Raw genomic sequence first — 24251 nt, forward strand, 5'->3', positions numbered from 1 at the left:
AATAATATTCTAATTCACCAAACTCGTCAAAAGATAAAATTGACGCACAAACCTAAGCAACATCGTTGCAATTTTGCTAGTATAACTAAAAATCATGGAGGAATAATGAAAAATATTATTATGATATTAATTCTATCTAGTTGTGCTGTTTCAAAAACAAAACTAACTCCAGCTGGAGAGAAAGTAAAAGTAACATATCAAAAGCCACGTCATAAAAGCTGTAAGCCTTTTACAAATGTCGTTGGTGAAAATGAAAATGGTATCAAGGATCTTGCTGTTAACCATGCCGTCAACTTAGTTGCTGATGAGGGTGGAGACACTATCTGGATCAAAGAATCTGTAAACGAAGGAAACACTTGGAAAGTTTACGGACTTGGTTACCACTGCAAATAAGAGTAAGGAATTCGAATGATTATTTTAGATAGCGCAAAGAAAGCAATTGAGAATTTTTCAATGCCTGATCACGTGGGATTTGGAAAGGTCCTACTACCGATTATGGCGACTTGTGAGTATAAACGTGGAGAATGGGGAGAGCTTGAGATCAAGCCTTATGGTAAATTAGAACTCGATCCAACTTGTAAAGTTCTTCACTATGGACAAGAAATTTTTGAAGGAATGAAAGCCTATAATTTTAAGGGCAATGGCCCAAACCTTTTTAGGCCACTAGAAAACTTCAAACGCTTTAATCACTCAGCAAGACGTATGGCCATGCCAGAAGTACCAAAAGATATCTTTACTGCAGCTGTAAATACAGTCACAAAGATGGGTGAAAACTATATTCCGAAACGTGGTGGTGAATCTCTTTATATTAGGCCATTCATGATTGCCACAGAAAACAATCTAGGAATTAAGCCAAGTGAAGAATTTCTTTTCATGGTAATCGCCTCACCTGTTGAGTCTTACTTTTCAGGAGGAAGCTATAAGCTTTTAATTGAAAGAAATATGATTCGTGCGTGCCAAGGAGGAATGGGAACGGCAAAGACTGGTGGTAACTACGCCGGTGCTCTTAACGCAGGTGTAAGAACACTAAAACTTGGACTACACCAAACACTATGGTTATCAGCAACTGATCGTAAATCGATTGAAGAATTAAGTGGAATGAATTTCTTTGCTGTAATTGATGGTGAAATTCACACTCCAGAATTGACTGAGACAATCCTAGATGGAATTACTCGTCGTTCACTCATCGATATTGCACGTCACAAGGGTTACAAAGTTGTCGAGAGAAAGATTAGCATTGATGAATTAATTGAAGATATTAAGTCTAAGAAATGTACTGAGTGCTTCTCTTGCGGAACGGCCGCAATCATCACCCCAATCTGCTCTTTACATGAAGAGTCTGGTGAATTTTATAATATTCAAGAAGAGTTTGGACCAGTGTCAAAAGAGCTTCGTGAAACACTTCTAGGTATCCAAGAAAAAACAATTGAAGACCCATTTAACTGGGTAGTTGATCTATAAAAAAGGGCCTCATCTGAGGCCCTTTGTATTTCTACTTCGCTAAATTTGGAAGAATTTGAAACATAACCATTGCAAGGATTGTTGGGAAAAGTGCTCCAAGAAGAAGCTTACCTGGGTTAATCCCATCTTTTCCAAAAGTACCTTTAAGGATACCAAAACCAGCTGGGTTTGGAGCGTTAGCAATAACAGTTAAACCACCACCGGCAACAGCACCTGCAACTAGGTTATACTTTGCAGAATCAGTTAGATCAACAAGTGTTCCTAGATATGTAAGAGCAGCGTTATCAGTAATAGCAGTAAGTGAAGTTGCACCTACGAAAAGAACAAAGTCACCAAGTTTAGATAGAATTGGTTGTAGCCACCAACCTTGTTGTCCACCAAGTGTAACAAGACCAGCTAAGAAGAAACCTACAAGAAGTGATTCTTTTAACTTGATTTCGTCTTGGTACTCTTTTGTAACAGTTGTGAAACCTAGGAAGAATAGGAATAAACCTAGGAAGAAAACCATATGGTGAGCAGAGAAAACAACTAATCCCATGAAGATGATATGAATTAAAGTCATCCACCAAGTTGGTGCCATCCAATTCTCATGCTTTTGTTTAATTTCAAGTTTACCTTGTAGTTCATCTTTAAACATGAAAGCAATTATAAGAGTTCCAATAATGATCGAAATTGTTGCTTTGTAACCAAAGTTTGTAATCATGTGAACAAATCCCCAGTGCCATTTTGAAGCAACCATTAGAACAGGAGGTGCAGCAAAGTGAGAAAGAGTTCCACCGATTGAAACGTTTACAAAAAGTAGACCAATCGTTGCATACTTAAATTTTAAACTCATTTTCTCGTCTGAGAAGAAGTAGTCTAAAAGGATAAGAGCAGTAACTGTCATTGCAGCAGGTTCAGTAATGAAAGATCCTAGAATCGGCCCGATAATAAGAGCTGAAACGTAGAATGCCATTTTACCAGGCATTGGGATAAGTTTTGCAATCATCCCAATGATTTTTTCTGCAAGCATAATAATTGGTCTCGTCCCCGCCATACACATAATAACGAATACGAATGCGGCCTCTGTGTAGTTAACATCTTTCTCAAGATATTTAAGTGCTCCACCAACAACTTGGTGTGCGCTATCATAAACTGCAAATCCTTGTGTAGCACTATAGTACACAATAAATGCAGCTGCCCACATTCCGAATACCGCTTCTACTTCACCTAAGAAGTGAAGAAGGTTCTCCATCATTGATCCTTCTGGATACTTGTGAGCTAAATGTTGAATTTTAGAAACTAAGAATGTGTGCAAAATTGCACATGCAAATAGAATCGTCCCTACGAGCTGTAGATTTGTTGGATTCATGAAACTTCCTTTGTAAATGTGATCTACCTTATTTTATTCCTGTCGGCAAAGGTGCGCAAGTACTGAAATTTTAAGACACTTAAAATAATTTACCATTTTCGTAAACTTTTTCTAAACTGCCACCGATAAGAATTTGTGTTTTTATATAGATTTGCTATCTCTATTCTCACTTTCTCTGTCGTAGTCAATGCTTTGGCCATAGAGCCTAGTTTTTTTAAGGAAGAGATAGAAGTTAATGGCAAGCAAATCAAGGCCAAGGATCTTGTCAAAGATATCGTAAGAATTTCAAAATCAAAGTCACCTAAATATATTCCAGTTAGGCATGAAGATGCTGTTTCTGACGATATTCCTAGGCATAACAGTGGGGCCTCAGAGTTGTGTATCGAGTGTAGAGATATCGCCGAGCTCGCTTCTAATATTTCAGATATCGTGGCCAAGGCCAATGAAAATTCTCAAGAACCGAGTATTAAGGTCAAACAAAAAGCACTAAAACTTAAGGCCATCGCAACTTATATCGAAACTGTTGATAAGGTTGGAGAAATTAGCTGTCTTAAAAGTGATTTTGACAGCGGAAAAGAGCGCTATAACACAAGAGATTTTGATGACTTCGAACTAGTTTTTACTTCAGATATTGCTCTTAGTGAATTCTCTTCCCTATCAATTGCTCCTCGTTCAGGAACACTAACTAGAATAACTTGGTTTCGATCTCAAGACGAAGTTGGCGAAGATATTTTTATCAAAGTAGTCTTTATAAAAGATCAAGAACCATACTTTCAAATCTACTACCCACATGACACTTTTGTTGATCCAACAAAGCCTACAGATGTTGAAAGAAATATTCCTGAAGGTGTAACTCTTGAGACAAATTATGATTCTGAAATGAGTCTAGTTAAGGATCAAGAATACGATACCTTCATTGGAAAAGTTAAGATTAATAAAGCACTGCTACTTGAGCAGAGTTATTATGTTCCTACTTCATTAACATTAATTGAGATGGAGACAGAGAGTAAGCTTGGAGAAGATACTAAACTTACAAGCAAGGTCGAGATTAATGACCAAAAGCAAAGAATAAACGTTAACCTCAACAGTAAGCTAACTGAAGACACAACGCTAAACGGTGAAATTAATATCAAGCCAAACAAGCAGCAATTAAACCTTAATCTTTCTAATCGCTACAGTGATGATATTACAATTGATGGCAATGCCGATATCTCTTCAGATAGCCAACAAATCAACCTAGACTTAAAACATCAAGGGAAGTCGACAGCAAGGGCCTTGGCCAAAGCTGACGGCTACTTTCTAGCAGGAGTAACTGTTGCTTCTCCAGAGTTTAGAAATTTTGATATTGAAACCGATATGAGTTACGACACTAATCAGACGGCAACGATTGCAAATGATTTCAGATTCCAAGGAAAAACGATAATTAAAACTGGAACTGTTATCAATGCTCAAGGTGAAGTTGACTTCAGTGCAAAAAGGTCATTTGGGGTATTTGAGAATGCTACTGTGACTATGGAGTTAAATCACTCAACGCAAGACAGAGGTATCGATTACAACCGCACCTCTGCCTATATTTCTTTTGATATGAAATTCTAATTAAATTAATTAGCCATCATTACCAATTGAAGCAACTGGACAAGCATCCATTTGCTCTTGGCATAGCTCTTCTTCTTCAGGTGTTGATGGTTGCTTAACAACGTATGCATTTCCATCTTCATCTTCAGCAAAAAAGTCTGGAGCACCTGTGTAACATACGTTACATGCAATGCATCCTTCGCCGTTATCATCATCTGGATCTGTGCAATACCACTTTCCAGCAACATTTTCTTTATGTTTCATTTCTTTATTTGCCATGTTAACTCCTTGATTTTATTAACACACAACACAATATTTCATTGATTATATTTTGCCTAAGTCTACTAGATTTGAGAATATAGCACAAGATACTCAAATATAAATTTCACAGGAGAATACTGAAATGACAACGAGCCTTGAAAAAGCAGCTCAATGGGCAAATAACTCATACTTTGATGAGGAATCACGTCAAGAGATTCAAAAGCTAATTGACGCTGATGATATGAAAGAGATCGAAGAAAGATTTTATAAAGATATCGAATTCGGAACAGGTGGGCTTCGCTCAATTCTTGGTGCCGGAAATAATCGTATTAATAAATATACAGTTCGCCGTGCAACGCAGGCCCTTGCTGGAGAAGTACTAGATCACAGCTCTAAAACTGGGATCACAAATCCATCAATTGCTGTAAGCTATGACTCACGTAAATTCTCTTTTGAATTTGCCAAAGAAGTTTGTAGCGTTATGGCGGCCAATGGAATTAAGTCTTATATCTATAAAAGACTAAATCCTGTTCCAATGCTTTCATACTCTGTTAGGTACCATAAGTGTCAAGCAGGAGTTATGGTAACAGCTTCTCACAACCCTCCAGAATACAATGGTTACAAAGTTTATTGGAATGATGGAGCGCAAGTTACTCCTCCAAACGATAAAAATATTATCAATCGCTACTATGATATTACTTCATACGATGCTGTGAAATTCATGGTATTTTCTCAAGCTGAATCAGAAGGATTTATCACATGGGTTGGAGAAGACGTTGAACAAAGCTTCTATAACGACATCCTCTCAAAAACAGTTAACCCTGAAATGTGTAAAGAATTCGGTAACGATTTAAAGATCGTTTACACGCCTATTCACGGAACAGGATTAATTCCTTGTACGACAGCTCTGGCACAGCTTGGCTTTACTAATGTTGAAGTTGTTAAAGAGCAAGCACAACCAGACTCAGCTTTTCCAACAGTAAGCTCACCTAACCCAGAAAATGCTTCGGCAATGAAGATGGCAGTCGATCTTATGAAAGAAACTGGTGCAGATATAGCATTTGGCTCTGATCCAGACACAGATAGACTTGGAGTTGCATTTGAGCATGAAGGAGAGATTCAGTATATCAACGGAAACCAAATCGGAATCCTAATGCTGTACTACATGCTTCACAATCTTAAAGAAAATGGCACAATGCCAGCAAACCCATATTTTGTGAAAACAGTTGTAACAACTCCACTCCAAGAATTAATCGCTGATAAGTACGGAGTAAAATCTTACTCGACACTAACAGGATTTAAGTGGATTTGTGGACTAATGAATAAAATAGAAAAAGAAGATCCATCGGCAAACTTCCTATTTGGAACAGAAGAGTCTTTTGGATATCTTCCGCATAATTTTGTTCGCGACAAAGATGGTGTTGCTTCAATTACTTTTATGTCTGAAGTAACTCTATACTTCAAAAAACAGGGGCTAAACCTTATTCAGGCCCTCGATAAAATTTACGAAGAATTTGGCTTTAGTGAGGAAACTCTCCTAAATCTTGTTTATCAGGGTAAAGAAGGGGCCGAAAAAATTACACGAATCATGAGTCATTTTAGAGACTTAGCTCCTACAAGCTTGTGCGGACAAGAGATTCAAGCTATAGAAGATTATCAAACAGGTATTGTGAAAAACCTTGAGTCTAATGAAGAGTCGAAACTGGATTATCCAGTAAGTAACGTAATTGGTTACCACTTCAAAAATGGAAACCGCCTCTACCTTCGTCCTTCAGGAACTGAGCCGAAAATTAAGTTCTATATTATGATTCAAGAAAAAGAAGGAAGTCTAGCTGAGAAAAAAGCAAAGGCAAAAAAAGTTACTGACGAAATCCTGGCATTTATTAACGAAACGGCCGAAGGACTATAAGTCAGTAGATTAGGAGTTATATTTTGAAAAGTGATAAACTTGCAGTTGTATTAGTTAGTGGTGGTATGGATTCGTTAGTTTGTGCTGCAATTGCAAATGAGAAACATGAAAACCTTGCGTTTCTTCACCTTAACTACGGACAAAAAACAGAAGAACGTGAATTGGATTGTTTCCAAAAAATCGCTGACTTTTACGGAGTCGATAAATCTCTACGTAAAGTAATTGATGTCTCATTTCTAAAGCAGATTGGTGGAAGCTCTCTAACTGATGATGGAATTGATGTAAAACAATATAAAGGTGATTCAGAAGAAATCCCTGATAGCTACGTACCTTTTAGAAATACTCACATCATCGCAATGGCCGTTTCTTGGTCAGAAGTTGTTGGTGCAAAGAATATTTATATTGGTGCAGTTAACGAAGACTCATCTGGATACCCAGACTGTCGCCCAAGCTACTACGCTGCATATAACGAGCTAATCAAGCAAGGAACTAAAGATGGTGATATTGAGATCATCACTCCTGTAATTGATATGGCAAAGAATGAGATTGTGCAAAAAGCGGTCGACCTAGGTGCACCACTTAAGTTTTCTTATTCTTGTTATGCTCGAGGAGATAAAGCTTGCGGAGTTTGTGATTCATGCGCTCTAAGGCTTAGAGGCTTTCAGAAGGCAGGAATTGAAGATCCGATTGAGTATGATCAAAGACCAAATTACTTATAAAAAAAGGCTCCGATAAGGAGCCTTTTTTATTTATACTATTCTTGTACTGCTTCTTCTTGAGTTTCTTCTACAGCAGGCTCTTCAACCTTAACAGCTGGAGCTGTAATAAGACCAGCATCTAGAAGAATTTTAACTTTTTCTTCTTTGTTTACGAACTTTCCATTTGCAGCTTTAACAGCAAAACGTCCCGATCTTTTTTTTACAATTGTGTACTCGCCTACTTTTTTAACAACTTCCATGAATTCTCCTATAATAATTCTTTGCGTTTGTTATCTTTTAAGTGTTGAACAATTTCTTTTACTCGTTGTGAATCATCTTTTGGCACAATCATTACGGCCCTATCATTTGAAACCACAACTAAGTCTTGAACATTAATTAAAGAAACATGCTTATTAGGAGCATAAATAATATTTCCTGTCGCATCCTTTAAGAAAGTTCCGTTACTATCAATTATAGTGTTTCCTTCGACACGGTCAACTACTTGTTCAAGTGCTTCCCATGATCCAAGGTCATTCCAATCAAACTCAGCTTTTACTAAACTGATTCGGCTTGATTTTTCCATAATGGCATAGTCAATCGAATCTTTTGGAATCTTATTATATACTTCTTCAAGCTTGGCCTCCTCGTCAAGAGATGCCTTTAATTCTTCATAGAAAGAAAACATTTCAGCAGAGTGGGCCGCGAACTCTTCTTTAAAAACACCAAGTGGTGCCATAAACATTCCCGCATTCCAAACATACTTTCCAGTCGATAAATACTCTTTAGCCTTTTCAAAATTTGGTTTTTCAACAAATTCATCAACCTTAAAGCCATCACCTACAGCTTCACTTGTTTTAATATAGCCATAACCAGTGTGAGGAAAATGTGGTGGTATTCCGATTGTTGTAATTGTTTGCGTATCACTTGATAGTTTAACGGCCTTATCAAAGCTGGATTTAAAGCCACTCTTATTTAAGATCACATGATCAGAAGGCATAACTGCAATAATGTCTTCATCTTTTGCCCCAGCTGCCTCAATGGCCGCAAGAGATAAGAGAATACAAGGGGCAGTATTTCGCCCCGCAGGTTCATAGATTATATGTTCTTCTAAAATTTGATTTTTTGAGCAAGAGATAGCTAGCTCAGCTTGATCACGCGTTGTGATAATAAAGCGATTTTTCAAATCTACACTTTCCTCAAAACGCTCAAGCGTCTGTGCAAGTAAAGTTTCATTTCCAACCAGTGAAAGATACTGTTTTGGTTTTGATTCTGTTGATTCAGGCCAAAGGCGTGTTCCCTTCCCACCGGCCATAATTAGTGTGTAAATATTCATAAAAAAATGCCCTTAATTTGTATAAGGGCATCGTATCATAAAAAATGTAAATGTTCTAAATGATGAGTTAGTCGAATTTTGTAAAGAAATAATCACGCCCTGCAAAAAGAGAAGGATGCTTCTTAACATATTGCTTCGCTTCAATACTTCTCTCAAATGCCCCAAGGCTTACGCGAAAACGATTTCCCTTACCAGGTACTTCTTTTTCATTAACAATTGGGCTAAAACCAAGAACTCGAAAACCTTCTGCAAATTCTTTTGCGTCATCAATTGACTCAAATGAACCAACTACAATTGTGTATTTTCCAGTATATTCATCTGTCTTAGAAGCTGACTCTTGAACAGTCTCACTTTCAACAGCTGGTTGCTGAACAGGCTCTACAACCTTCTCTTCTACAACCTCTTGTACTTGTGTATCTTGAACACCAACATCATTGAAATCTTTATTTTCACTTGAAAACTCATTAACCATCTTCTGCTTTAAAGATTCTTCAATTCTCTTATTTAATTCTTCTTTAGAAACTTTCTTGGTCTCTTTATCTTGAACTATTTCTTTAACCTTCTCCTCTTCTGGAGATGTTAGCTCAATCTTCTGTTTTTCATCCAATGGCTCAACAATCGCCTTCTCTTCCTTATTGCTAAGGCCAGCTTTTTCAAAAGCATAATTAGATCCAATCTTTAGGCCAAAGAAGAATGAAGTAATGGCAACCAGGATGACAAAGATGACAACCAATAAGATTTCTTTTTTCTCAAATACGTAGAAGTTACTTTTATCGTTCATAAGGATATTTTAATCTCTCCACAATTATTAGCAACTTGCTGAAAATACTAGGAAAAATAATCCTTTATTTCATATGTGAAATATATCCCGACATTCTAACTCAACTTAAAGACTCTGCACTTTTTCTATTTTATAAACCCAAAAATCTTATGAACTAGGTTTAACAGGGAGAAAAATTATGAAGAAGATTTTAAAGAATAATAAAGGCCAAGGCGTAATGGAATATATGATCATCACAAGCCTAGTTGGAATTATTTGTATTACTGCTGTTAAAACACTCGGAACTAGAGTTCAAAAAAGACTTGAAGACGCATCCGATAAAATCACAAAGAGTATCAAAGTAAATTAATAAACAATCATGAAAATACTATCTTACGCTCTTAGCGTTACTCTAATTGTTTTTGTCTTTCTTGTGAGCAGTGCAGTTAGTGAAAAGTATCGTTGCAAAAATAGTATTGTTTTTCAAGCGTATGTACATTCATTAATAAAATCACATGATGATAAAAAATCAGTAAAAACATTCTCTTGTAAAAGTCTCCTCTCTCTTGAGAGGTGGCTTGATTCAAAAACACGGATTAAGTTTGTAAAAAATAAAAATGGAAAATACCTGAAGTATCGAAGAGAGAAGCATAGCTTAGGATTTTCAAATGGACTTAAATGAAAGAGGAAGTACTTCCTTAGTCGCTATATTATTTTTTATGGCCTTTATTGCCATCATATTCTCTAATATGGCCCGTTCTTATGAAGAGCTACAAATTATAAAATATTACAATAAGTCATATATCTGCTCAAAAAAAGTCATTGTTGAATATAAGTCATTTTATAAAAGAATTTCTTATATAAACGTAGGGCTTAAGAGTATCTTTTATGCACAGTTCTTCCCTTTAGCCGCATGGCTTAAGCCATTCATGAAATATGGAGCAAAAGGCTTGCAGTATATGCAAAGCGCTCTTCGATACTTTCTACGCTTCAAACTCTTAACGATAGATGAATGTGAGGCAACAAATATTTTAGCTCTTCTAAGAACAGATCCGCTAGGAAGCAAGCTCTGGAAGATCAGGAGAAGACTCGATACATCTGCAGTCTTTGAAAAGAAATGGAAGGCTTTTATGCCCTTTCACTATACTGGGAGCAACCTATCAGAAAATCATTCTTTCGTGATTACCCTAAAATTCAAACTAGAAGAGGGAAGACTTTTAGACGATTTCACTCTCTCGTCAAAGCACATGGCACCAAAGGGTATTCAACAATTGAAGGACTATTATGGACTTCAATTTTTGTAAGTACATTAATTCTTATGATTAACTTGGAGATAAAAATTGAAAATTCTAAACAACGAGAAATCCAAAACTTCATCAAAACCTGGAACTCAATCAAATAATGAGCCAACTTCCTCACCTCTGCTTTTTAACAAAGAAAAAGAAGAGAAGATGAAAAAGGCGCTTTATCTAAGATTCTGGGTTGCGCTAGTTCTAACTAATATATTTACATACATTCTTTCAATGCCATCGGTACAGGAAGTTCCAGAAAAGCATATTTCAGTAGCTAAAGATGAAAGACTTCTAAAACTTAAAATCAATGAAATGACTAATCTTGTAGGTAGTGAAGAATACGTGTCCCTATATGCAGGCGCAACACACATCACCAATAAGGCAAAGATCGTAAAAAAACTCAACGATGAGGAGATACCTATCTATCTCGTAAAAATTTCTATTTCAGATTTGAATAGAATTGCTCCATACAAGACTTTAGAGCTAGATTCCTATCCAGTTACTGATCTACCTAAATCCAAAGGAGGAGCTTATGAAATTGAAATTTAGCCTTATTACAATCCTACTAGTTACAAGTATTCAAGCACGTGAAGTAATTGTTTATACATATGACTCTGAAAAGAACCACATGTTTGAAGTTTTAAACGAGTTAATGGCAAAAAATGGAGTGAAAAAAGAAGACTTCCGATTTATTAAAAAGAAGAATCCATGTGAAGACATCTATAAGAGTGCCCTACTTCACGTATGTTTTAAAGGCGAGGAAGCTGAACCATTTATTGTTAGACAAGACAAAAGAGTTCTTCAGAATACCTTTGGACAATAAAAAAGGGCCAACGTCTTGGCCCTCTTTCTATATCTGAAAAATAATTAAATATTAATCTAGATGAATTTTAAACTTAGGAGTAGTTCCCTTGTTTCTGTTATGCGCTTTTCTTTTAGCACCCATTTTTGTTTTTTTAGCATTACGCTTGTTTCTTGTAATACGAGTTCTTGATACCATGATAAATCTCCTCAATATATTTAAATCTAAATTAAAAACAGTTTTCGAGTATAGGTTTTTACTAAGTTTCTTGCCTTTTGTCAAAGTCATTGGCCTAGTATCAGTCGTAAATTTCAATATTTACGCTACAGGCCTGAAGCAAATTACCCTAGGCATAGGCCAAGTAACTGAAATCTCATTAAACAATGTTTTAAACTACAGTATATCTAATAAAGAAGTTTTATCGAGCAAGTCGCTACAGGCCCAATCAAAACTCATTATTAAAGGTAAAATGCAAGGTCACTCAATTGTCACACTATGGTTAAACTCTGGCAACAAGAAGACCTTCGAATTCTATGTACTTTCAAAGTCTGGTCAATTTAAGGTGCTCGAAGCTCTAAATAATCTACGTCATTTCGACATCAATGGTGAAATCAAGGGAGATAAATTAATTATTACCCAAGATATTACAACACTTGATCAGTACCTAGTCCTACGACCGCTGTTAAGTAAAAATAAGAGTATTATCTTCAAAGGTGAACTAAAAGATCAAGTAGCAAAGAAAATCATCGCAGAGATTCATCACCACTTTTTTCAAAACTACTATGACGATATACGCTGCCAAAAGAACAAGATCGATATTCACTGTTTCACCAACGAAGAGATATTGAAAGATATAAAATTTCTTAAACCACTTCAAAATAAACTTATGGTTAAGTTTTTTCTATCTCAAAGATTTGAGAATATTTTGAACCATAAACTAGAAATGAGAATCATCCAAATTGAAAGAATGGACGGAAAAGAAATAAATTTCGGACTAGATCAAGTTGACGTAGGCCTTACAGACCTTCTTGACGAAGGAGCTTCAGCACTTGCAAAGAGTCAAAGTATTGTACTTAGAGATACAGATTATAATGTCTCAACTCTTGCGACACAAAAAATTCTACTTCGTACAAGTAATAAAACAACAGTGCAAATGGGCTCTGATATCCCCTTTACGACAACGACTAATAACAACGGAAATAATACACAGTGGAGATTTGCAGGGCTTAAGATTGAGATACTTTTAGAGAAAATAAATAATCGCTATAAAGTGAAATACGCTACAAAACTTACTAGGCCAATGGGACAAATGAATGGGGATACGTATATCAATGGGAGTGCACAAGAATCAAGTTTTCTCATTGAAAAGGGAATTCCAATTCAAATGTTTGAAATTGACTTAACAACTGATGATAACGCAGGAAGAAGACTTCCTATCCTTGGCCAAGTACCTATTCTAGGAAAGCTCTTTTCATCTTCAACAAAGTTTAAAACATATAAAAGAATCATTGCAATTGCGAAACTTAAATAGGAAATATAATGTCACAAATCAATCAGTATTTTTTCAATGAATTTAAAATGCTACTTAGTGAGAAAGCAAAGAAAACAATTCATCTGAACTTTAAAGAAATTATTCTAGAAACACTCGAAAGAAATAATCTTCAAGAAAGTGACTTAGATAATCTAAACGAAATCAAAGACTGGTTTAACAAGGTCTATCATCAAAGTTACATTGATGATCTTCTAAAAATGTATGATGCCAATGAGTTTATCATTCACTCTCCTAGTGATATCGAAGTACAAAAGAAGGATCATCTTAATTTAAAGGTTGAATTTCTAAGTAATGAAGACTTTGTCTTAAGCTTAGTTTTTCTAACTCAAAAACTAGGAATTGATTGGAACTTCAATAATCCATTTGCATCATTTAAGAATACTCGATTAGTTGACGGCAATGAGATTGACTTGCGAGTGAGTATCACACATCCATGTCTTTCCCCTAAAGCACAAGCAAAAGCATTTTTGAGAGTTCATGCAAAAGAGAATTTCAAAATATCCGATTTTTCAAAAGACAAAGAAACACATGAGATCGTGGAAAAGTTGGTTAGTGATTATAAGAATATTGTTATTGCGGGCTCTACGGCAAGTGGAAAGACTAGCTTTTTAAGAGTTTGTAAGGCGCTATGCTTTGAAAATGAACATCACGTTATTATTGAAGATGTTGCAGAGATCGACGGAGATATTTCCAATTCAACTCACCTCTTATCACATCCTAGTGAGGGAAAGAGTCTAAAAGACTATTGTAGTTATGCTTTAAGGATGTCTCCAAAGAGAATTCTTCTTGGAGAGATTAGATCAAGTGAGGTTATCCCATTTTTATTAGCAATGAATACTGGGCACAAAGGTATGATGAGTACAATTCATGCTAACAGTGCCAAGGATACACTACTCAGACTTACTACATTATTTTCAATCTTCTCAGAGAGTAAAAACGGAATTGATTTCGATCAAATCTTACGACTGATCTGTCAAAGTGTTGATAACGTGATCTTTGTTGAAAATAAAGAAGTAAAAGAAATTATAGAGGTTCACGGTAGTGAAGCAGATCGTCCGATTTACTCAACACTTTATTCAAAGGCTAAGAAAATAACTGATCACCAAAGAGGTCTATCCACTCACGAAGATCTTGGCCATCAACTTCTAGCGTGAAGTAATCATCGTTATTTTCATCGACTTCAAATGACCTTTCCAACAACTTTGCATTTTCAAGAGGAAGGCCAAATACCGTAATAAAATTGCGTGAGGCTTCATCTCTTTCTGTTGAAATAGCACAGAAATGATCTTCCTTAGCATCACTAATACAGCTTCCAGCTTCATTCGGGTAGAATACACTTTTAACAATAAGGGGTAGATTTGCTTCGATTAAAGGGTTCATCGTTCGATGAAAAAGAATTTTAGCACCTTTATTAGTCAAAAGTTTTGTCTGTCGGTAGCTTAGGTTGTGAATTAAAGGTGCATTTGTAAGAACCTTTGGATCATGGCCGTAAACACCTTTAACGTCCTTCCAAATCACAAGCTCTTGTACATCATCTAATGCCCAAGCAAAGATAGCAGCGGAATAATCTGAGCCCTCTCGGCCTAGAGTTGAAGTTTGGCCATCGGTTGTTCGTGCGATAAAGCCTTGTGTGATAATTAGCGAGTGCTTATTTAAATCTTTGCAATTTGCCTTTGTATTCTTAAAGAGAACCTTGGCCTCATTAAAATTGCGATTCGTGAGAATATAGTCACGGGCATCTGCGTGAAAAAGTTCTCTTCCTTGTTGTTGGATATAACTAGCAAGGATTGATGTAGAGATACGCTCTCCAATACTGTAGATAGAATCGAGAGTCGAACTAGACTTGGGAAGTGTAAGATAGCTTAGCAACTCTTCTTTAAAATTGGAGAGATCAACTTGAAGGTTTAACTCTTCAATGATCACTCTATGCTTTGTGAAAAAGTCTTCAACTAATAAATTAGAGTCTTCACTAAAGTATATAGACTCCAGCTCATTAGTTGAATTATACGTCGCAGATAAAACAACAAGAGCATCATTTGGACACGCTAAAATTAAGTCTGCAATCTGCTTAATGGCAGCAGCGCTTTTTATCGAACTGCCACCAAATTTATATACACTTCTCAAGCTTATAATCTCTTTTCTAATCTCTAGTAAGTTTCTTATAAGTGTAGCGCTTAGGATTCATTGCTGCATCTCCTAGACGTCTTCTCTTATCTTCTTCGTACTCGTTAAAGTTTCCTTCAAACCATACAACTTTCCCCTCGCCTTCGAATGCAAGGATATGTGTTGCTAAACGGTCTAAGAAGAAACGGTCGTGGGAAATGATAACAGCACAACCAGCATAATCAACAAGTGCTTTTTCAAGAGCTTGTAGAGTATTTACATCAAGATCGTTTGTTGGCTCATCCAGTAGAAGAACATTTCCACCTTCTTTTAAAACTTTTGCAAGGTGTACGCGATTTCTCTCACCACCTGAAAGCTCAGAAACTTTCTTCTTCTGGTCTTCTCCAGAGAAGTTGAATTTTGCAATATAGGCACGAGAGTTAACTTCTTGGCCACCAACATTGATAAACTCAGTTCCATCAGCAACAACATCATAGATTGTTTTTTCAGGATCTAAATCACGTCCCTGGTCAACGTAAGCAAGCTTAACAGTATCACCTACATCGAAAGTTCCAGAAGTTGGCTTCTCTTGACCAGTAATCATTTTGAATAGAGTTGTTTTACCAGCACCGTTTGGACCGATAATCCCAACGATTCCACCAGGAGGAAGTGAGAACTCAAGATTTTCATATAGAAGTCTGTCGTCGAATGCTTTTGAAACGCCGTGAGCTTCGATAACTTTATTTCCTAGACGAGGACCTGCAGGAATGAAAAGGTCATTTGTTTCATTTCTCTTTTCACTAGAGATTTTTGCTCTTTCTTCGTAATCCTTAATACGAGCTTTTGACTTCGCCTGACGTGCTTTAGGGTTTGAGCGAATCCACTCAAGCTCTTCTTTCATTGCTTTTTGTCTTTTCGACTCAGTCTTTTCTTCTTGAGCTAGACGCTTTGCTTTTGTCTCTAGCCAACCAGTGTAGTTTCCTTCGAATGGAATCCCTTGTCCACGGTCAAGCTCTAGAATCCAACCAGCAACATTGTCTAGGAAGTAACGATCGTGTGTTACTGCAATTACTGTTCCTTTATATTGTTGTAGGTGTCTTTCAAGCCACCATACTGTTTCAGCATCAAGGTGGTTTGTCGGCTCATCTAGAAGAAGAATATCAGGTTTTTGAAGTAGAAGACGGCATAGTGCAACCCTTCTCTTTTCCCCACCAGATAGGTTTCCACACTTTGCTTCAGATGGAGGACAATTTAGTGCTTCCATTGCAAGGTCTAGTTGACTATCAAGAGTCCAAGCATCTGCAGCATCAAGTTTATCTTGAAGCTTAGCTTGTTTATCAAGAAGATTATTCATTTCGTCATCAGACATTGGCTCTGCAAATTTTGCAGAGATTTCATCAAATTGAGCAAGAAGATCAACTGTCTCTTGGCAACCTTGCTGAACAACTTCTCTAACTGTTAATTCAGGATCAAGTTTTGGTTCCTGTTCAAGGTAACCAACCGAATAATTTTTAGCTAAGTGTGTTTCACCTAGATGGTCTTGATCAAGACCTGCCATAATCTTAAGAAGTGTCGACTTACCAGCACCGTTAAGACCAAGAACACCAATCTTTGCTCCATAAAAATATGAAAGAGAGATGTCTTTTAAAACGTGCTTTTGCTTATAAACTTTTCCAACACGGTTCATTGAATAAATAATTTGCTTATCATTTTGATAGGCCATCGATTGACTCCATTTGTTTTAAAATTACTCAAATAAAGTACCTATAAAACGATAGAATATCAATTACAGAGTGCCTGCAAGCTTAAAGATTTAGGTGACTTATTAGACGAAAAAAGTTTGCGACATAAGGCACAAAGAAGAAGACCACAAGCCATATAAATTTGAAGATTTTTAATCGTTGTAAAAAAACTTCATTTTCACTTCGGTAATCATCCCAAAGATTAATCTCAATGGATTCGAGGTCTTCACAAATATCCACACCTTGGTGTTTCTTTACTTCAATTAGTGCAGCGAGCCTTCGAAAGAGATCCTTGGCCAGGGCCTGATCTAAATCTACAATTGAGTTGATTGATGAACGATGAATGAGTTGATTGATGGGAGTTCCAACATCGTACATAAGCTTAAATATGAGATATGAATTTAGAATCTTACTAATAGGGGCCAGAAATTTTCGCTTTAGTTTCTTAATAAGCATGATGAAACTAAGAACACCTACAAGATTATAGATTAGGGCCAAAACGAGGAAGGTATAGTCGGTTGCGAGGCCAAGGATATTTGTTGCAAAGATATTTAGGGCAAATGTAAGTCCCATTGCCATAAGAAATTGAAAGAGTGTTTCATTAATTGTGCCTGCGGCCTTCTTCTCAATTTGAAGATCATTGGAGAGAGCGTGGCGCATTTTTGCAAGAGTTCGACTTGTTGCAGCGCCAAATTCTTTTGCAATCTGAGCAATCTCACAAATTAATGAGTCGTAAAACTTGTAATTTGAAAGTTGCGTTAAGTCCCCCATCAAATTGAGCTGGGATACTTCTATTAACAAGTCCTTGCCTCTTTGATATTCAGATCGAATTCGAAATTTCAATGAGTTAAACCTTTCAATTAAGGTTTCAGCAGGAATAAGTAATGCTAAGAGAGTGATTGATAAAAAAGATATTATTGCCAAAATAGACCTCCTATCTTGACGTAACGCTATGTATCTGAAATAACAATACTCCATGGAAAATAAAGAAGAGTTATTTCACATTCGAAATGAAAACCACGCTTTTGATAAGCAATCAGAGGATATTAATCACCCTGATTTCTATCTCAATGATGAACTATTAGAAGAGTTAAAACTCTTTTGCCAAAATTTTGATCCATATCGTGACATGGACCTTGAAACAAAGTTTCGTTTACAAGAATTTGGTGTTCTCGAACTCTCAAACCCTTTTGAGATAACAAATAAACTTCTTCTCTTACTAGAGAACAACCTTCAATATCGTATTAAGTTAGAAAAAGAAAAGTAACAATGAACAAGAAAACCGCAGGTCGTCCACGCATTCGTACACCTAGGGTAGAACTACACCCTGCCAGTATCAAATATCTCTTCAAAGGTCATCCTTGGATTACTAAAGATAAGTACTCTCTTAAGTTTCCTAAGGGCTCTCCTTTTATTACGGCAAAGCTTGATGAAGTTAAGAACGACGATGCGAAGTTTGTTGTTATGCTAAATGATCCGACTCACGATAGTGTGCTAGCACGAATCTGGCGTATTGGTGAAGGTTCATCTCACATTGGCCCAAAAGAGTTCTACTTTGAACTTAGAGAGCGCATGCAAGCAAGTTTTGAAGCACGTGGGAATATTGATACTCGTGAAAACTACTACCTTGCTTTTGGCGAGTCTGATTATCTGCCAGGTCTTTTTATTATTCGCTTAAAAGATAGAATTCTTATTCAATTTTATGCAAACTTCTGGAACCACTTTGAAAATGACGTTCTAAAAATAGTAAAAGACTTTTTTCCTAAAGATACTCTTTGGGTTCAAAAAAGAAATCTAAAGCGTAAGAAAGAATTTTATTGCGCGACAAATAAGCAACTAAAAGAAGATAACTTTATCGTTGAAGAATATGGAGTTAAGTATCAAATTAAGCTTAACCAATTCTATGATATTGGAATCTACACAGATATGGCGGCAATTAGGGACCGCGTGAAAGAAGACTTTGAAGGAAAGAGTGTTTTAAATCTATATAGCTACACTGGAGCTTATTCTCTGTTTGGACTGAAACAGGGGGCAACAGATGTAACAAGTGTGGATCTTTCTCAAAAGTATCTTGATTGGCTACAAGAGAACCTTGTTCTTAATAAAATGAGTGAAAATCATGAATCACTTTGTATGCCAACAATCAAGGCACTAGAAAAGTTTAAGGCAGAAGGTCGTAAGTTTGATTTAATTATTTGCGATCCACCAAGTGCATCAAGTGATGGAAAGAAAGTTTCGAAAGCTATTGATGCATATAAAGATATGATTCCTCTATTTGATATGATTCTAAATAAAGGTGGAAAAGCACATATCTTTTTAAATACACATTCAATTACACGCAAGAAATTTGAAAATAAAATTAAAGAGTACATTGGTACCCGCAAGATTAGTATCACTGGATCACTAAAACTTACTGGTGACTGTCCGTCACTTAAAGGCTTTATTGAAGGCGACTACCTTAAAGGACTAACTCTTTTAAAGAAATAAAGGAAAAAATAAATGACAAATAACCTGGCCATAATTGTTCCCCTATTTATTGGTTGTATCGGAATCCTTCAAGGTGCCATAAACCGATTAATGACAAATGATATCGGTCTTACATGGATGGCCCTTCTTGGTAACTTTGTTACTCTAGTTGTTTGTATTGGTTTCTTCTTCTTTGTTAAATATAACCCAGAGTTCTTTCCTGAATTCGTTCGCTTAAAGGACTTCCAATTTAAGTGGTGGTATGTCATTCCTGGGTTCTTCGGCTTCTTATTTGTTGTGGGTCTTCCGCTTGGTATTTATGAAGTTGGTGCCGTAAAAACAACTGTCGGACTAATCGCTGCACAGATGGTGACAAGTGTTCTATGGGATGTATTCGTAGAGAATATCTCTCTTACTGTGCCAAAAGGTCTTGGAATCTTAATGGCAATTGGCTCAGTAATTTTAATTACACTATTTTAACAGTTACTCTTAAATAGCGTTAAAAACACTTTAATTTTATAGTCTGACACCTATAAATCCTATGCTATAAAGTAAAAATGCTTTTAATGTATTTTCGTCTATTCATTGCTGGATTATTCTTAGTTATTGGAACACTAATTTGGATTCCAATATGCATGTTTCGTCCTGCAAATCGTGGCAACACATACATGATTGCTAAGTACTACTCGTGGCTAACTCACCTTTTTTTAAATATAAAAATTGAAGCAAGAGTTAAGAAGAGTCACAAGGATATTAGAAATTCTGTTATCATTTCTAATCACCAATCAAATCTCGATATTTTCTTTGTAGGGCCGGCCCTGCCAAAAAGAACAGTCTCTCTTGGGAAGCAGTCTCTTGTCTGGATCCCTATTTTTGGTCAAATGTACTACCTTGCTGGAAATATTCTGATTAATCGAACAAATAGAACTAAGGCCTGGAAGGCCATGGCCGAAGTTGCTCGAACAATTAAAGAAGACAATTGTAATGTCTGGATTATGCCAGAAGGAACTCGCTCAAAAGGACGAGGATTACTGCCATTTAAAAAAGGCCCATTCGTTGTTGCTATCCAAGGCCAACTTCCAATTTACCCTGTTGTATTTTCTGAATATGATAAGTCATTTGATCTTAGAAAACTCAAACCTGGAAAGGTTATCATTGAAGCACTTGAGCCTATTTCGACACAGGGTTTAACAATGGATGATATTGGAGAGCTCATGGACAAGACTCGTGAAATGATGCTTGCCCATATCAATAAATTATCTAAAGAAGTTTCCTAATAAAGTCTTTTATTAGAAGATATTTACTCTTGTCATGTAATCAACTTTTCTAGCATCAGCTCTTCTAAGTGGACCTTGTGTTCCTGGAGCAGTAGTTCTTCTTCCATCATTTATGGCCGCATTACTTGTTGGACACTCCATTCCTAACCCACACATATCCTTCTTATTAAGAAAAAGTGCCGCTTCAATAAAGCTATACTTTTTACCCTTGTAGATTAATTTTAGATCTTCGATTTTACCTGTTTCATTTGGAAGAATAACAAAGTCACCTTTTTCTAGAATATCAAAAAAGAATTCCTTGTACGGTGCATATTCCTTCGTAACTTTGAAAAGAACATCATTATAATCATTTCCGTTTGGATCTTTAGAATAAGCACTTACTGTATCACCATAGACTCTAATCGATCTAATATCTTGATCACCATAGTACTGACTTCTAATCTTTAGATCACCTGAAGTTGCAAAAATTTGCTGGTATGAAAAAGCATTTAAAGTGATAAATAGTGCAATTGTAACTTTAAGAATCATTTTCATTATTCCCTCCAGATACATATATAGTTGCACTTTGTGTGCCAAGAATTTAACGGAATATTAAGTAGTTAGATTGTAAATATCTTAAACAGTGTCTATTGAAGTGACGACATACCGTCCGTCCTGGACATGCGTCTTTCGGTTATATGAAGAAGATTTTTGCGCTGAGGAAACATCAAACAGCTGAAGCTATTTGAGTTTATTGAGAATAATCACTTCAAGCGTCTGCGCATAGAAATAAAAAAGGCTCCATTAGGAGCCTTTTTTATTTCTATTTTACAATGCGTTCACGCCATTTTTTGATATCTGGTGCTAGATAGTCGTACTTCATCTCATCAAGAGTATATTGAGAGAATTCATAGTCTGTCGTGTGAGTTAGACACTCAGTAGGACAAACAGTAGTACAAAGACCACAGTAACAGCAAAGAGCTGTATCGATTGTATATTGAAGAAGATCTAACTTAATTGGTGTTCCACCACTTGTCTTAAGTACTGGAGCATCTTTTTCTCTTCTAACAGCTGTAATGTAAATACAGTCAACTGGACAAGCAGTTGCACACTGGTAACAAGAAATACAGTTTTCAACATCATTAAATAGACGTGAACGAGAGTTTGCTGGAAGCTCTTCTCTTACTTCTGGGTATTCAATTGTTACAGGTTTTACACCGTACACATATTTAAAAGTAATACCAAGACCTTTCGTTACAGTAGTAATACCAGTCCAGATATTCTTAAACCATTTTCCTAACGTTAGTTGCTCACCTGCGTGGTAAGTTGTATCAGTGCTCATCGGTCAACCTCTCCTAGAACAATATCAATACTTCCGATTGTAGCAACGAAGTCTGCAATCATCTGACCTTTACCAAGTTCAGGTAGCATTGAAGTGTGAGTAAAACATGAAGACTTAACTTTAACTCTGTAAGGAGTTTTTCCACCATCTGAAACGATGTGGTAACCAAGTTCTCCACGTGGACACTCAGTTTTTGTATAAATCTCACCTTTTGGAAGCTTAATGATTTTTGGAACTTTACCCATAACAGGTCCAGCTTCAATTCCATCAAGAGCTTGACGAAGGATTTTGATTGATTCAAAGATTTCGAATACACGTACATAGTAACGATCCCAACAGTCACCAACAGTTCCCATTTCACCTTTACCAGTAACAACATCAAAATCAAACTTATCGTAGTAACCATATGGCTTCTTCTTACGAAGATCCCACTCAACACCTGAACCACGAAGAACAGCACCAGTTGCACCGTACTCATAAGCCATCTCAGGAGTTACAATACCAACATTAGCAGTTCTGTTACGGAAGATTGCGTTCATACCAACTAGATCGTGGTACTTCTTCATGCTTTCTTCCATCGTTGTACAGAATTGATCGATACGACGAAGTTGATCGTCATTAATATCATTCCAAACACCACCAATCCAAATGTAATTGTATAGTAGTCTGGCACCTGAAAGCTCTTCAAAGATTCTTAGGATTTGCTCTCTATCTTGGAAAGCGTATAAGAATGGAGTGAAGGCCCCAAGGTCGATTGCGTAAGTACCAAAGTACATTAAGTGAGATGCGATTCTTTGAAGTTCCGCAACGATGATTCTGATATACTCTGCTCTTTCAGGAACTTCAGTTCCAAGCATTTTTTCTACACCGTGAACATAACCCCATTCCATTCCCATAGCACCAAGATAGTCCATACGGTCAGTGAAAGGAATAATCCCACGATAGTCTAAGTTCTCGCTGTGCTTTTCCATACAACGGTGTAGGTAACCTAGGTATGGAGTCGCTTCAACAACGATTTCAGAATCTGTTTTAATCTCAACACGTAAAACCCCGTGAGTGGCAGGGTGCTGAGGCCCCATATTTACTGTCAGTAGATCAGTATGTAAGGCTTCTTGTTCTTGTTTTAATGTATTATCTTCCATTAAAAATATCCTTAAAATTAATTATTTAGCTTCTTCCATCTTCTTATTTAGAGCTGCCTCTAAATCAGTAGAAATCTTTCCATCCCATGAACCAGAGATTTTCTTTGGTTCAGCAGCATCAATTCTTGCCTTAGCAAAGAACTCATGATCTGCAATATTCATTTTATGTTCAGGATTTACTTCGAAACCTTGCCAAGCTTTTTGAACTTCGTAGTCTTTACGAAGTGGGAAACCTTCCCAATCTTCAGGACAAAGAATTCTTCTATGATCTGGGTGTCCAACAAATTCAACACCATTCATATCGTACACTTCTCTCTCTAAGAAGTTAGCTGACTTCCAAACATCACAAACAGAATCAATCTTTGGAACATCATCTTTGTTTGCTTTTGGAAGTTTTACTTTAAGTATTACATCATCAGAGTTCGTGATGAACGAAGCTAGCATATAGTTTACTTCGATTTCATTTTCGTAATCAACACCAGATACAACTTGAAGAACGTTGAATTGATATTCTGAGCTATCTCTTAGTGCATAACAAACATCTTTAATCTTTGAAGCATCAATTAAGATTGGCTTATCACCTGCTTCATTTTCAATTAAAGAAGCATTTGCACCACTCACTTTATCATTAATAAAAGTTACTAATTCATTAAGCATGCTTCACCCACTTATCTTTAAGAAGTCTTTCGTTGGCAACTTTCTTTTGAAGTGTCATTAAACCTTCAATTAAGGCTTCAGGTCTTGGAGGACAACCTGGAACGTAAACGTCAACAGGAACGATCTCATCAACACCTTTAAGAACGTGATAACCGTGTTGCCAGTAAGGCCCACCTTTGTTAGCACATGAGCCCATCGAAATAACATATTTCGGCTCGGCCATTTGTTCGTAAAGAGTCTTAATTCTTGGGGCCATTTTAAGTGTTACAGTACCTGCAACAATCATTAAGTCCGCACGTCTTGGTGTCGCCATGAAAGCACCACAACCAAATCTTTCTAAGTCATACTTAGATCCACCAGTTGCCATCATTTCAATAGCACAACAAGCAAGACCAAACGTCATTGGCCATAGAGAGTTCTTTCTTCCCCAGTTAAGGAAGTCATCAAGTTTTAATAAAACAACACTATCTTGCATTGCCAGCAATCCTTTTTATAGATGTATAAAATTATGAAATTCTTAGGTTATAAATTACCAATGCTTAGCTTTGT

General features: G+C 36.5%; 28 protein-coding genes. 15 read left to right on the top strand and 13 right to left on the bottom strand.

The genetic code is table 11. From position 1 onward, the window contains the following. The first annotated feature begins 105 nt into the window (after window positions 1-105). Both ACMAYL_RS11330 and ACMAYL_RS11335 read left to right on the top strand, forming a co-directional pair. Window positions 106-393, top strand: coding sequence for a hypothetical protein (locus ACMAYL_RS11330; protein WP_103218005.1), 288 nt, complete (start codon window positions 106-108; stop codon window positions 391-393). 15 nt (window positions 394-408) lie between these two features. After that, a complete protein-coding gene (locus ACMAYL_RS11335; protein ID WP_103218006.1) occupies window positions 409-1461 on the top strand; it encodes a branched-chain amino acid aminotransferase in 1053 nt (350 codons plus the stop codon). Window positions 1462-1492: 31 nt separating this feature from the next. On the opposite strand, the gene ACMAYL_RS11340 is transcribed toward ACMAYL_RS11335, so the two are convergent. Next, window positions 1493-2812, bottom strand: coding sequence for a putative Na+/H+ antiporter (locus ACMAYL_RS11340; protein ID WP_103218007.1), 1320 nt, complete (start codon window positions 2810-2812; stop codon window positions 1493-1495). Window positions 2813-2947: 135 nt separating this feature from the next. On the opposite strand from ACMAYL_RS11340, the gene ACMAYL_RS11345 reads away from it, so the two are divergent. Beyond that, window positions 2948-4408 carry a hypothetical protein gene (locus ACMAYL_RS11345; protein WP_412471101.1) on the top strand — a complete coding sequence of 487 codons (1461 nt, stop codon included), beginning with the start codon at window positions 2948-2950 and terminating at the stop codon, window positions 4406-4408. 9 nt (window positions 4409-4417) lie between these two features. Here the strand turns inward: ACMAYL_RS11345 and ACMAYL_RS11350 are convergent, their stop codons facing one another. Next, window positions 4418-4666: a ferredoxin gene (locus ACMAYL_RS11350; protein WP_103218009.1), complete on the bottom strand. Its 249-nt coding sequence runs from the start codon at window positions 4664-4666 to the stop codon at window positions 4418-4420. 124 nt (window positions 4667-4790) lie between these two features. On the opposite strand from ACMAYL_RS11350, the gene ACMAYL_RS11355 reads away from it, so the two are divergent. Together ACMAYL_RS11355 and queC are read left to right on the top strand one after the other, a co-directional pair. Beyond that, window positions 4791-6557: a phospho-sugar mutase gene (locus tag ACMAYL_RS11355; RefSeq protein WP_412471102.1), complete on the top strand. Its 1767-nt coding sequence runs from the start codon at window positions 4791-4793 to the stop codon at window positions 6555-6557. Between the two features lie 23 nt (window positions 6558-6580). Next, the gene (gene queC, locus ACMAYL_RS11360) at window positions 6581-7276 is read left to right on the top strand and encodes a 7-cyano-7-deazaguanine synthase QueC (RefSeq protein ID WP_103218011.1); all 696 of its coding nucleotides are present in this window, start codon (window positions 6581-6583) and stop codon (window positions 7274-7276) included. A 35-nt stretch (window positions 7277-7311) separates the two neighbouring features. Here the strand turns inward: queC and ACMAYL_RS11365 are convergent, their stop codons facing one another. The 3 genes from ACMAYL_RS11365 to ACMAYL_RS11375 all read right to left on the bottom strand — a co-directional run bounded on the left by ACMAYL_RS11365 (window position 7312) and on the right by ACMAYL_RS11375 (window position 9369). Then, window positions 7312-7515: a hypothetical protein gene (locus ACMAYL_RS11365; RefSeq protein ID WP_103218012.1), complete on the bottom strand. Its 204-nt coding sequence runs from the start codon at window positions 7513-7515 to the stop codon at window positions 7312-7314. Between the two features lie 8 nt (window positions 7516-7523). Then, window positions 7524-8588 carry a mannose-1-phosphate guanylyltransferase gene (locus tag ACMAYL_RS11370; protein WP_103218013.1) on the bottom strand — a complete coding sequence of 355 codons (1065 nt, stop codon included), beginning with the start codon at window positions 8586-8588 and terminating at the stop codon, window positions 7524-7526. Window positions 8589-8655: 67 nt separating this feature from the next. Continuing rightward, complete coding sequence (locus tag ACMAYL_RS11375) at window positions 8656-9369, bottom strand: SPOR domain-containing protein (protein ID WP_412463158.1); 714 nt, start codon at window positions 9367-9369, stop codon at window positions 8656-8658. Window positions 9370-9547: 178 nt separating this feature from the next. On the opposite strand from ACMAYL_RS11375, the gene ACMAYL_RS11380 reads away from it, so the two are divergent. The 6 genes from ACMAYL_RS11380 (at window position 9548) to ACMAYL_RS11405 (ending at window position 14148) form a co-directional block, all read left to right on the top strand. Beyond that, window positions 9548-9718, top strand: a complete 171-nt coding sequence (locus ACMAYL_RS11380; protein WP_021268293.1) for a Flp family type IVb pilin — start codon at window positions 9548-9550, stop codon at window positions 9716-9718. Window positions 9719-10067: 349 nt separating this feature from the next. Further along, a complete protein-coding gene (locus ACMAYL_RS11385) occupies window positions 10068-10652 on the top strand; it encodes a hypothetical protein (protein WP_393099611.1) in 585 nt (194 codons plus the stop codon). Between the two features lie 36 nt (window positions 10653-10688). After that, on the top strand, window positions 10689-11189 hold the full coding sequence (locus ACMAYL_RS11390) for a hypothetical protein (protein WP_103218017.1): 501 nt from the start codon (window positions 10689-10691) through the stop codon (window positions 11187-11189). Next, window positions 11173-11463: a hypothetical protein gene (locus ACMAYL_RS11395; protein ID WP_103218018.1), complete on the top strand. Its 291-nt coding sequence runs from the start codon at window positions 11173-11175 to the stop codon at window positions 11461-11463. Before ACMAYL_RS11390 ends, ACMAYL_RS11395 begins: the two co-directional genes overlap by 17 nt. 247 nt (window positions 11464-11710) lie before the next feature. Next, window positions 11711-12973 carry a hypothetical protein gene (locus ACMAYL_RS11400; RefSeq protein WP_412471103.1) on the top strand — a complete coding sequence of 421 codons (1263 nt, stop codon included), beginning with the start codon at window positions 11711-11713 and terminating at the stop codon, window positions 12971-12973. An 8-nt stretch (window positions 12974-12981) separates the two neighbouring features. Then, window positions 12982-14148: an ATPase, T2SS/T4P/T4SS family gene (locus ACMAYL_RS11405; RefSeq protein WP_412463159.1), complete on the top strand. Its 1167-nt coding sequence runs from the start codon at window positions 12982-12984 to the stop codon at window positions 14146-14148. On the opposite strand, the gene ACMAYL_RS11410 is transcribed toward ACMAYL_RS11405, so the two are convergent. From ACMAYL_RS11410 to ACMAYL_RS11420, 3 genes are all read right to left on the bottom strand, one after another. After that, on the bottom strand, window positions 14078-15118 hold the full coding sequence (locus ACMAYL_RS11410) for an aspartate kinase (protein ID WP_412470113.1): 1041 nt from the start codon (window positions 15116-15118) through the stop codon (window positions 14078-14080). The two genes, ACMAYL_RS11405 and ACMAYL_RS11410, sit on opposite strands and share 71 nt — an antisense overlap. Before the next feature lie 16 nt (window positions 15119-15134). Further along, window positions 15135-16820: an energy-dependent translational throttle protein EttA gene (ettA, locus tag ACMAYL_RS11415; RefSeq protein WP_103218022.1), complete on the bottom strand. Its 1686-nt coding sequence runs from the start codon at window positions 16818-16820 to the stop codon at window positions 15135-15137. A gap of 82 nt (window positions 16821-16902) precedes the next feature. Further along, window positions 16903-17763 carry a hypothetical protein gene (locus ACMAYL_RS11420; RefSeq protein WP_146037852.1) on the bottom strand — a complete coding sequence of 287 codons (861 nt, stop codon included), beginning with the start codon at window positions 17761-17763 and terminating at the stop codon, window positions 16903-16905. A gap of 52 nt (window positions 17764-17815) precedes the next feature. Between ACMAYL_RS11420 and ACMAYL_RS11425 the strand changes: the two genes are divergently transcribed. The 4 genes from ACMAYL_RS11425 to ACMAYL_RS11440 all read left to right on the top strand — a co-directional run bounded on the left by ACMAYL_RS11425 (window position 17816) and on the right by ACMAYL_RS11440 (window position 20582). Then, complete coding sequence (locus ACMAYL_RS11425) at window positions 17816-18106, top strand: hypothetical protein (protein WP_103218024.1); 291 nt, start codon at window positions 17816-17818, stop codon at window positions 18104-18106. A gap of 2 nt (window positions 18107-18108) precedes the next feature. Then, entirely contained in the window at window positions 18109-19326 is a 1218-nt protein-coding gene (locus ACMAYL_RS11430) for a class I SAM-dependent rRNA methyltransferase (protein WP_412470115.1), read from the top strand. Between the two features lie 12 nt (window positions 19327-19338). After that, window positions 19339-19785 (top strand): DMT family transporter, encoded by a 447-nt coding sequence (locus ACMAYL_RS11435; protein ID WP_103218026.1) that lies wholly within the window; start codon window positions 19339-19341, stop codon window positions 19783-19785. Window positions 19786-19862: 77 nt separating this feature from the next. After that, window positions 19863-20582 (top strand): 1-acylglycerol-3-phosphate O-acyltransferase, encoded by a 720-nt coding sequence (locus ACMAYL_RS11440; protein WP_103218027.1) that lies wholly within the window; start codon window positions 19863-19865, stop codon window positions 20580-20582. A 12-nt stretch (window positions 20583-20594) separates the two neighbouring features. On the opposite strand, the gene ACMAYL_RS11445 is transcribed toward ACMAYL_RS11440, so the two are convergent. The 5 genes from ACMAYL_RS11445 to ACMAYL_RS11465 form a co-directional block, all read right to left on the bottom strand. After that, window positions 20595-21116: a hypothetical protein gene (locus ACMAYL_RS11445; protein ID WP_103218028.1), complete on the bottom strand. Its 522-nt coding sequence runs from the start codon at window positions 21114-21116 to the stop codon at window positions 20595-20597. A gap of 268 nt (window positions 21117-21384) precedes the next feature. Continuing rightward, entirely contained in the window at window positions 21385-21903 is a 519-nt protein-coding gene (locus ACMAYL_RS11450; RefSeq protein WP_103218029.1) for a 4Fe-4S binding protein, read from the bottom strand. Continuing rightward, window positions 21900-23045, bottom strand: a complete 1146-nt coding sequence (locus ACMAYL_RS11455; protein ID WP_103218030.1) for an NADH-quinone oxidoreductase subunit D — start codon at window positions 23043-23045, stop codon at window positions 21900-21902. The genes ACMAYL_RS11450 and ACMAYL_RS11455 overlap by 4 nt, the downstream gene beginning before the upstream one ends. Window positions 23046-23066: 21 nt before the next feature. Continuing rightward, the gene (locus tag ACMAYL_RS11460) at window positions 23067-23702 is read right to left on the bottom strand and encodes an NADH-quinone oxidoreductase subunit C (RefSeq protein WP_103218031.1); all 636 of its coding nucleotides are present in this window, start codon (window positions 23700-23702) and stop codon (window positions 23067-23069) included. Beyond that, window positions 23695-24177, bottom strand: coding sequence for an NADH-quinone oxidoreductase subunit B (locus ACMAYL_RS11465; protein ID WP_103218032.1), 483 nt, complete (start codon window positions 24175-24177; stop codon window positions 23695-23697). Before ACMAYL_RS11465 ends, ACMAYL_RS11460 begins: the two co-directional genes overlap by 8 nt. Between the last annotated feature and the right edge of the window lie 74 nt (window positions 24178-24251).

This window comes from Halobacteriovorax sp. RT-2-4, from assembly GCF_047085445.1.
Taxonomy (GTDB): domain Bacteria; phylum Bdellovibrionota; class Bacteriovoracia; order Bacteriovoracales; family Bacteriovoracaceae; genus Halobacteriovorax_A.

Excerpts from the sequence above, each read along its gene's own strand:
- ACMAYL_RS11385 (WP_393099611.1), top strand. The coding sequence starts at position 10,068 with ATGGCCTTTATTGCCATCATATTCTCTAATATGGCCCGTTCTTATGAA.
- ACMAYL_RS11355 (WP_412471102.1), top strand. The coding sequence starts at position 4,791 with ATGACAACGAGCCTTGAAAAAGCAGCTCAATGGGCAAATAACTCATAC.
- ACMAYL_RS11370 (WP_103218013.1), bottom strand. The coding sequence starts at position 8,588 with ATGAATATTTACACACTAATTATGGCCGGTGGGAAGGGAACACGCCTT.
- ACMAYL_RS11340 (WP_103218007.1), bottom strand. The coding sequence starts at position 2,812 with ATGAATCCAACAAATCTACAGCTCGTAGGGACGATTCTATTTGCATGT.
- ACMAYL_RS11465 (WP_103218032.1), bottom strand. The coding sequence starts at position 24,177 with ATGCAAGATAGTGTTGTTTTATTAAAACTTGATGACTTCCTTAACTGG.
- ACMAYL_RS11440 (WP_103218027.1), top strand. The coding sequence starts at position 19,863 with ATGCTTTTAATGTATTTTCGTCTATTCATTGCTGGATTATTCTTAGTT.
- ACMAYL_RS11405 (WP_412463159.1), top strand. The coding sequence starts at position 12,982 with ATGTCACAAATCAATCAGTATTTTTTCAATGAATTTAAAATGCTACTT.
- ACMAYL_RS11430 (WP_412470115.1), top strand. The coding sequence starts at position 18,109 with ATGAACAAGAAAACCGCAGGTCGTCCACGCATTCGTACACCTAGGGTA.
- ACMAYL_RS11335 (WP_103218006.1), top strand. The coding sequence starts at position 409 with ATGATTATTTTAGATAGCGCAAAGAAAGCAATTGAGAATTTTTCAATG.
- ACMAYL_RS11450 (WP_103218029.1), bottom strand. The coding sequence starts at position 21,903 with ATGAGCACTGATACAACTTACCACGCAGGTGAGCAACTAACGTTAGGA.
- ACMAYL_RS11395 (WP_103218018.1), top strand. The coding sequence starts at position 11,173 with ATGAAATTGAAATTTAGCCTTATTACAATCCTACTAGTTACAAGTATT.
- ACMAYL_RS11365 (WP_103218012.1), bottom strand. The coding sequence starts at position 7,515 with ATGGAAGTTGTTAAAAAAGTAGGCGAGTACACAATTGTAAAAAAAAGA.
- ACMAYL_RS11425 (WP_103218024.1), top strand. The coding sequence starts at position 17,816 with ATGGAAAATAAAGAAGAGTTATTTCACATTCGAAATGAAAACCACGCT.
- ACMAYL_RS11330 (WP_103218005.1), top strand. The coding sequence starts at position 106 with ATGAAAAATATTATTATGATATTAATTCTATCTAGTTGTGCTGTTTCA.
- ettA (WP_103218022.1), bottom strand. The coding sequence starts at position 16,820 with ATGGCCTATCAAAATGATAAGCAAATTATTTATTCAATGAACCGTGTT.
- ACMAYL_RS11435 (WP_103218026.1), top strand. The coding sequence starts at position 19,339 with ATGACAAATAACCTGGCCATAATTGTTCCCCTATTTATTGGTTGTATC.
- ACMAYL_RS11350 (WP_103218009.1), bottom strand. The coding sequence starts at position 4,666 with ATGGCAAATAAAGAAATGAAACATAAAGAAAATGTTGCTGGAAAGTGG.
- ACMAYL_RS11455 (WP_103218030.1), bottom strand. The coding sequence starts at position 23,045 with ATGGAAGATAATACATTAAAACAAGAACAAGAAGCCTTACATACTGAT.
- ACMAYL_RS11380 (WP_021268293.1), top strand. The coding sequence starts at position 9,548 with ATGAAGAAGATTTTAAAGAATAATAAAGGCCAAGGCGTAATGGAATAT.
- ACMAYL_RS11460 (WP_103218031.1), bottom strand. The coding sequence starts at position 23,702 with ATGCTTAATGAATTAGTAACTTTTATTAATGATAAAGTGAGTGGTGCA.
- ACMAYL_RS11445 (WP_103218028.1), bottom strand. The coding sequence starts at position 21,116 with ATGAAAATGATTCTTAAAGTTACAATTGCACTATTTATCACTTTAAAT.
- ACMAYL_RS11375 (WP_412463158.1), bottom strand. The coding sequence starts at position 9,369 with ATGAACGATAAAAGTAACTTCTACGTATTTGAGAAAAAAGAAATCTTA.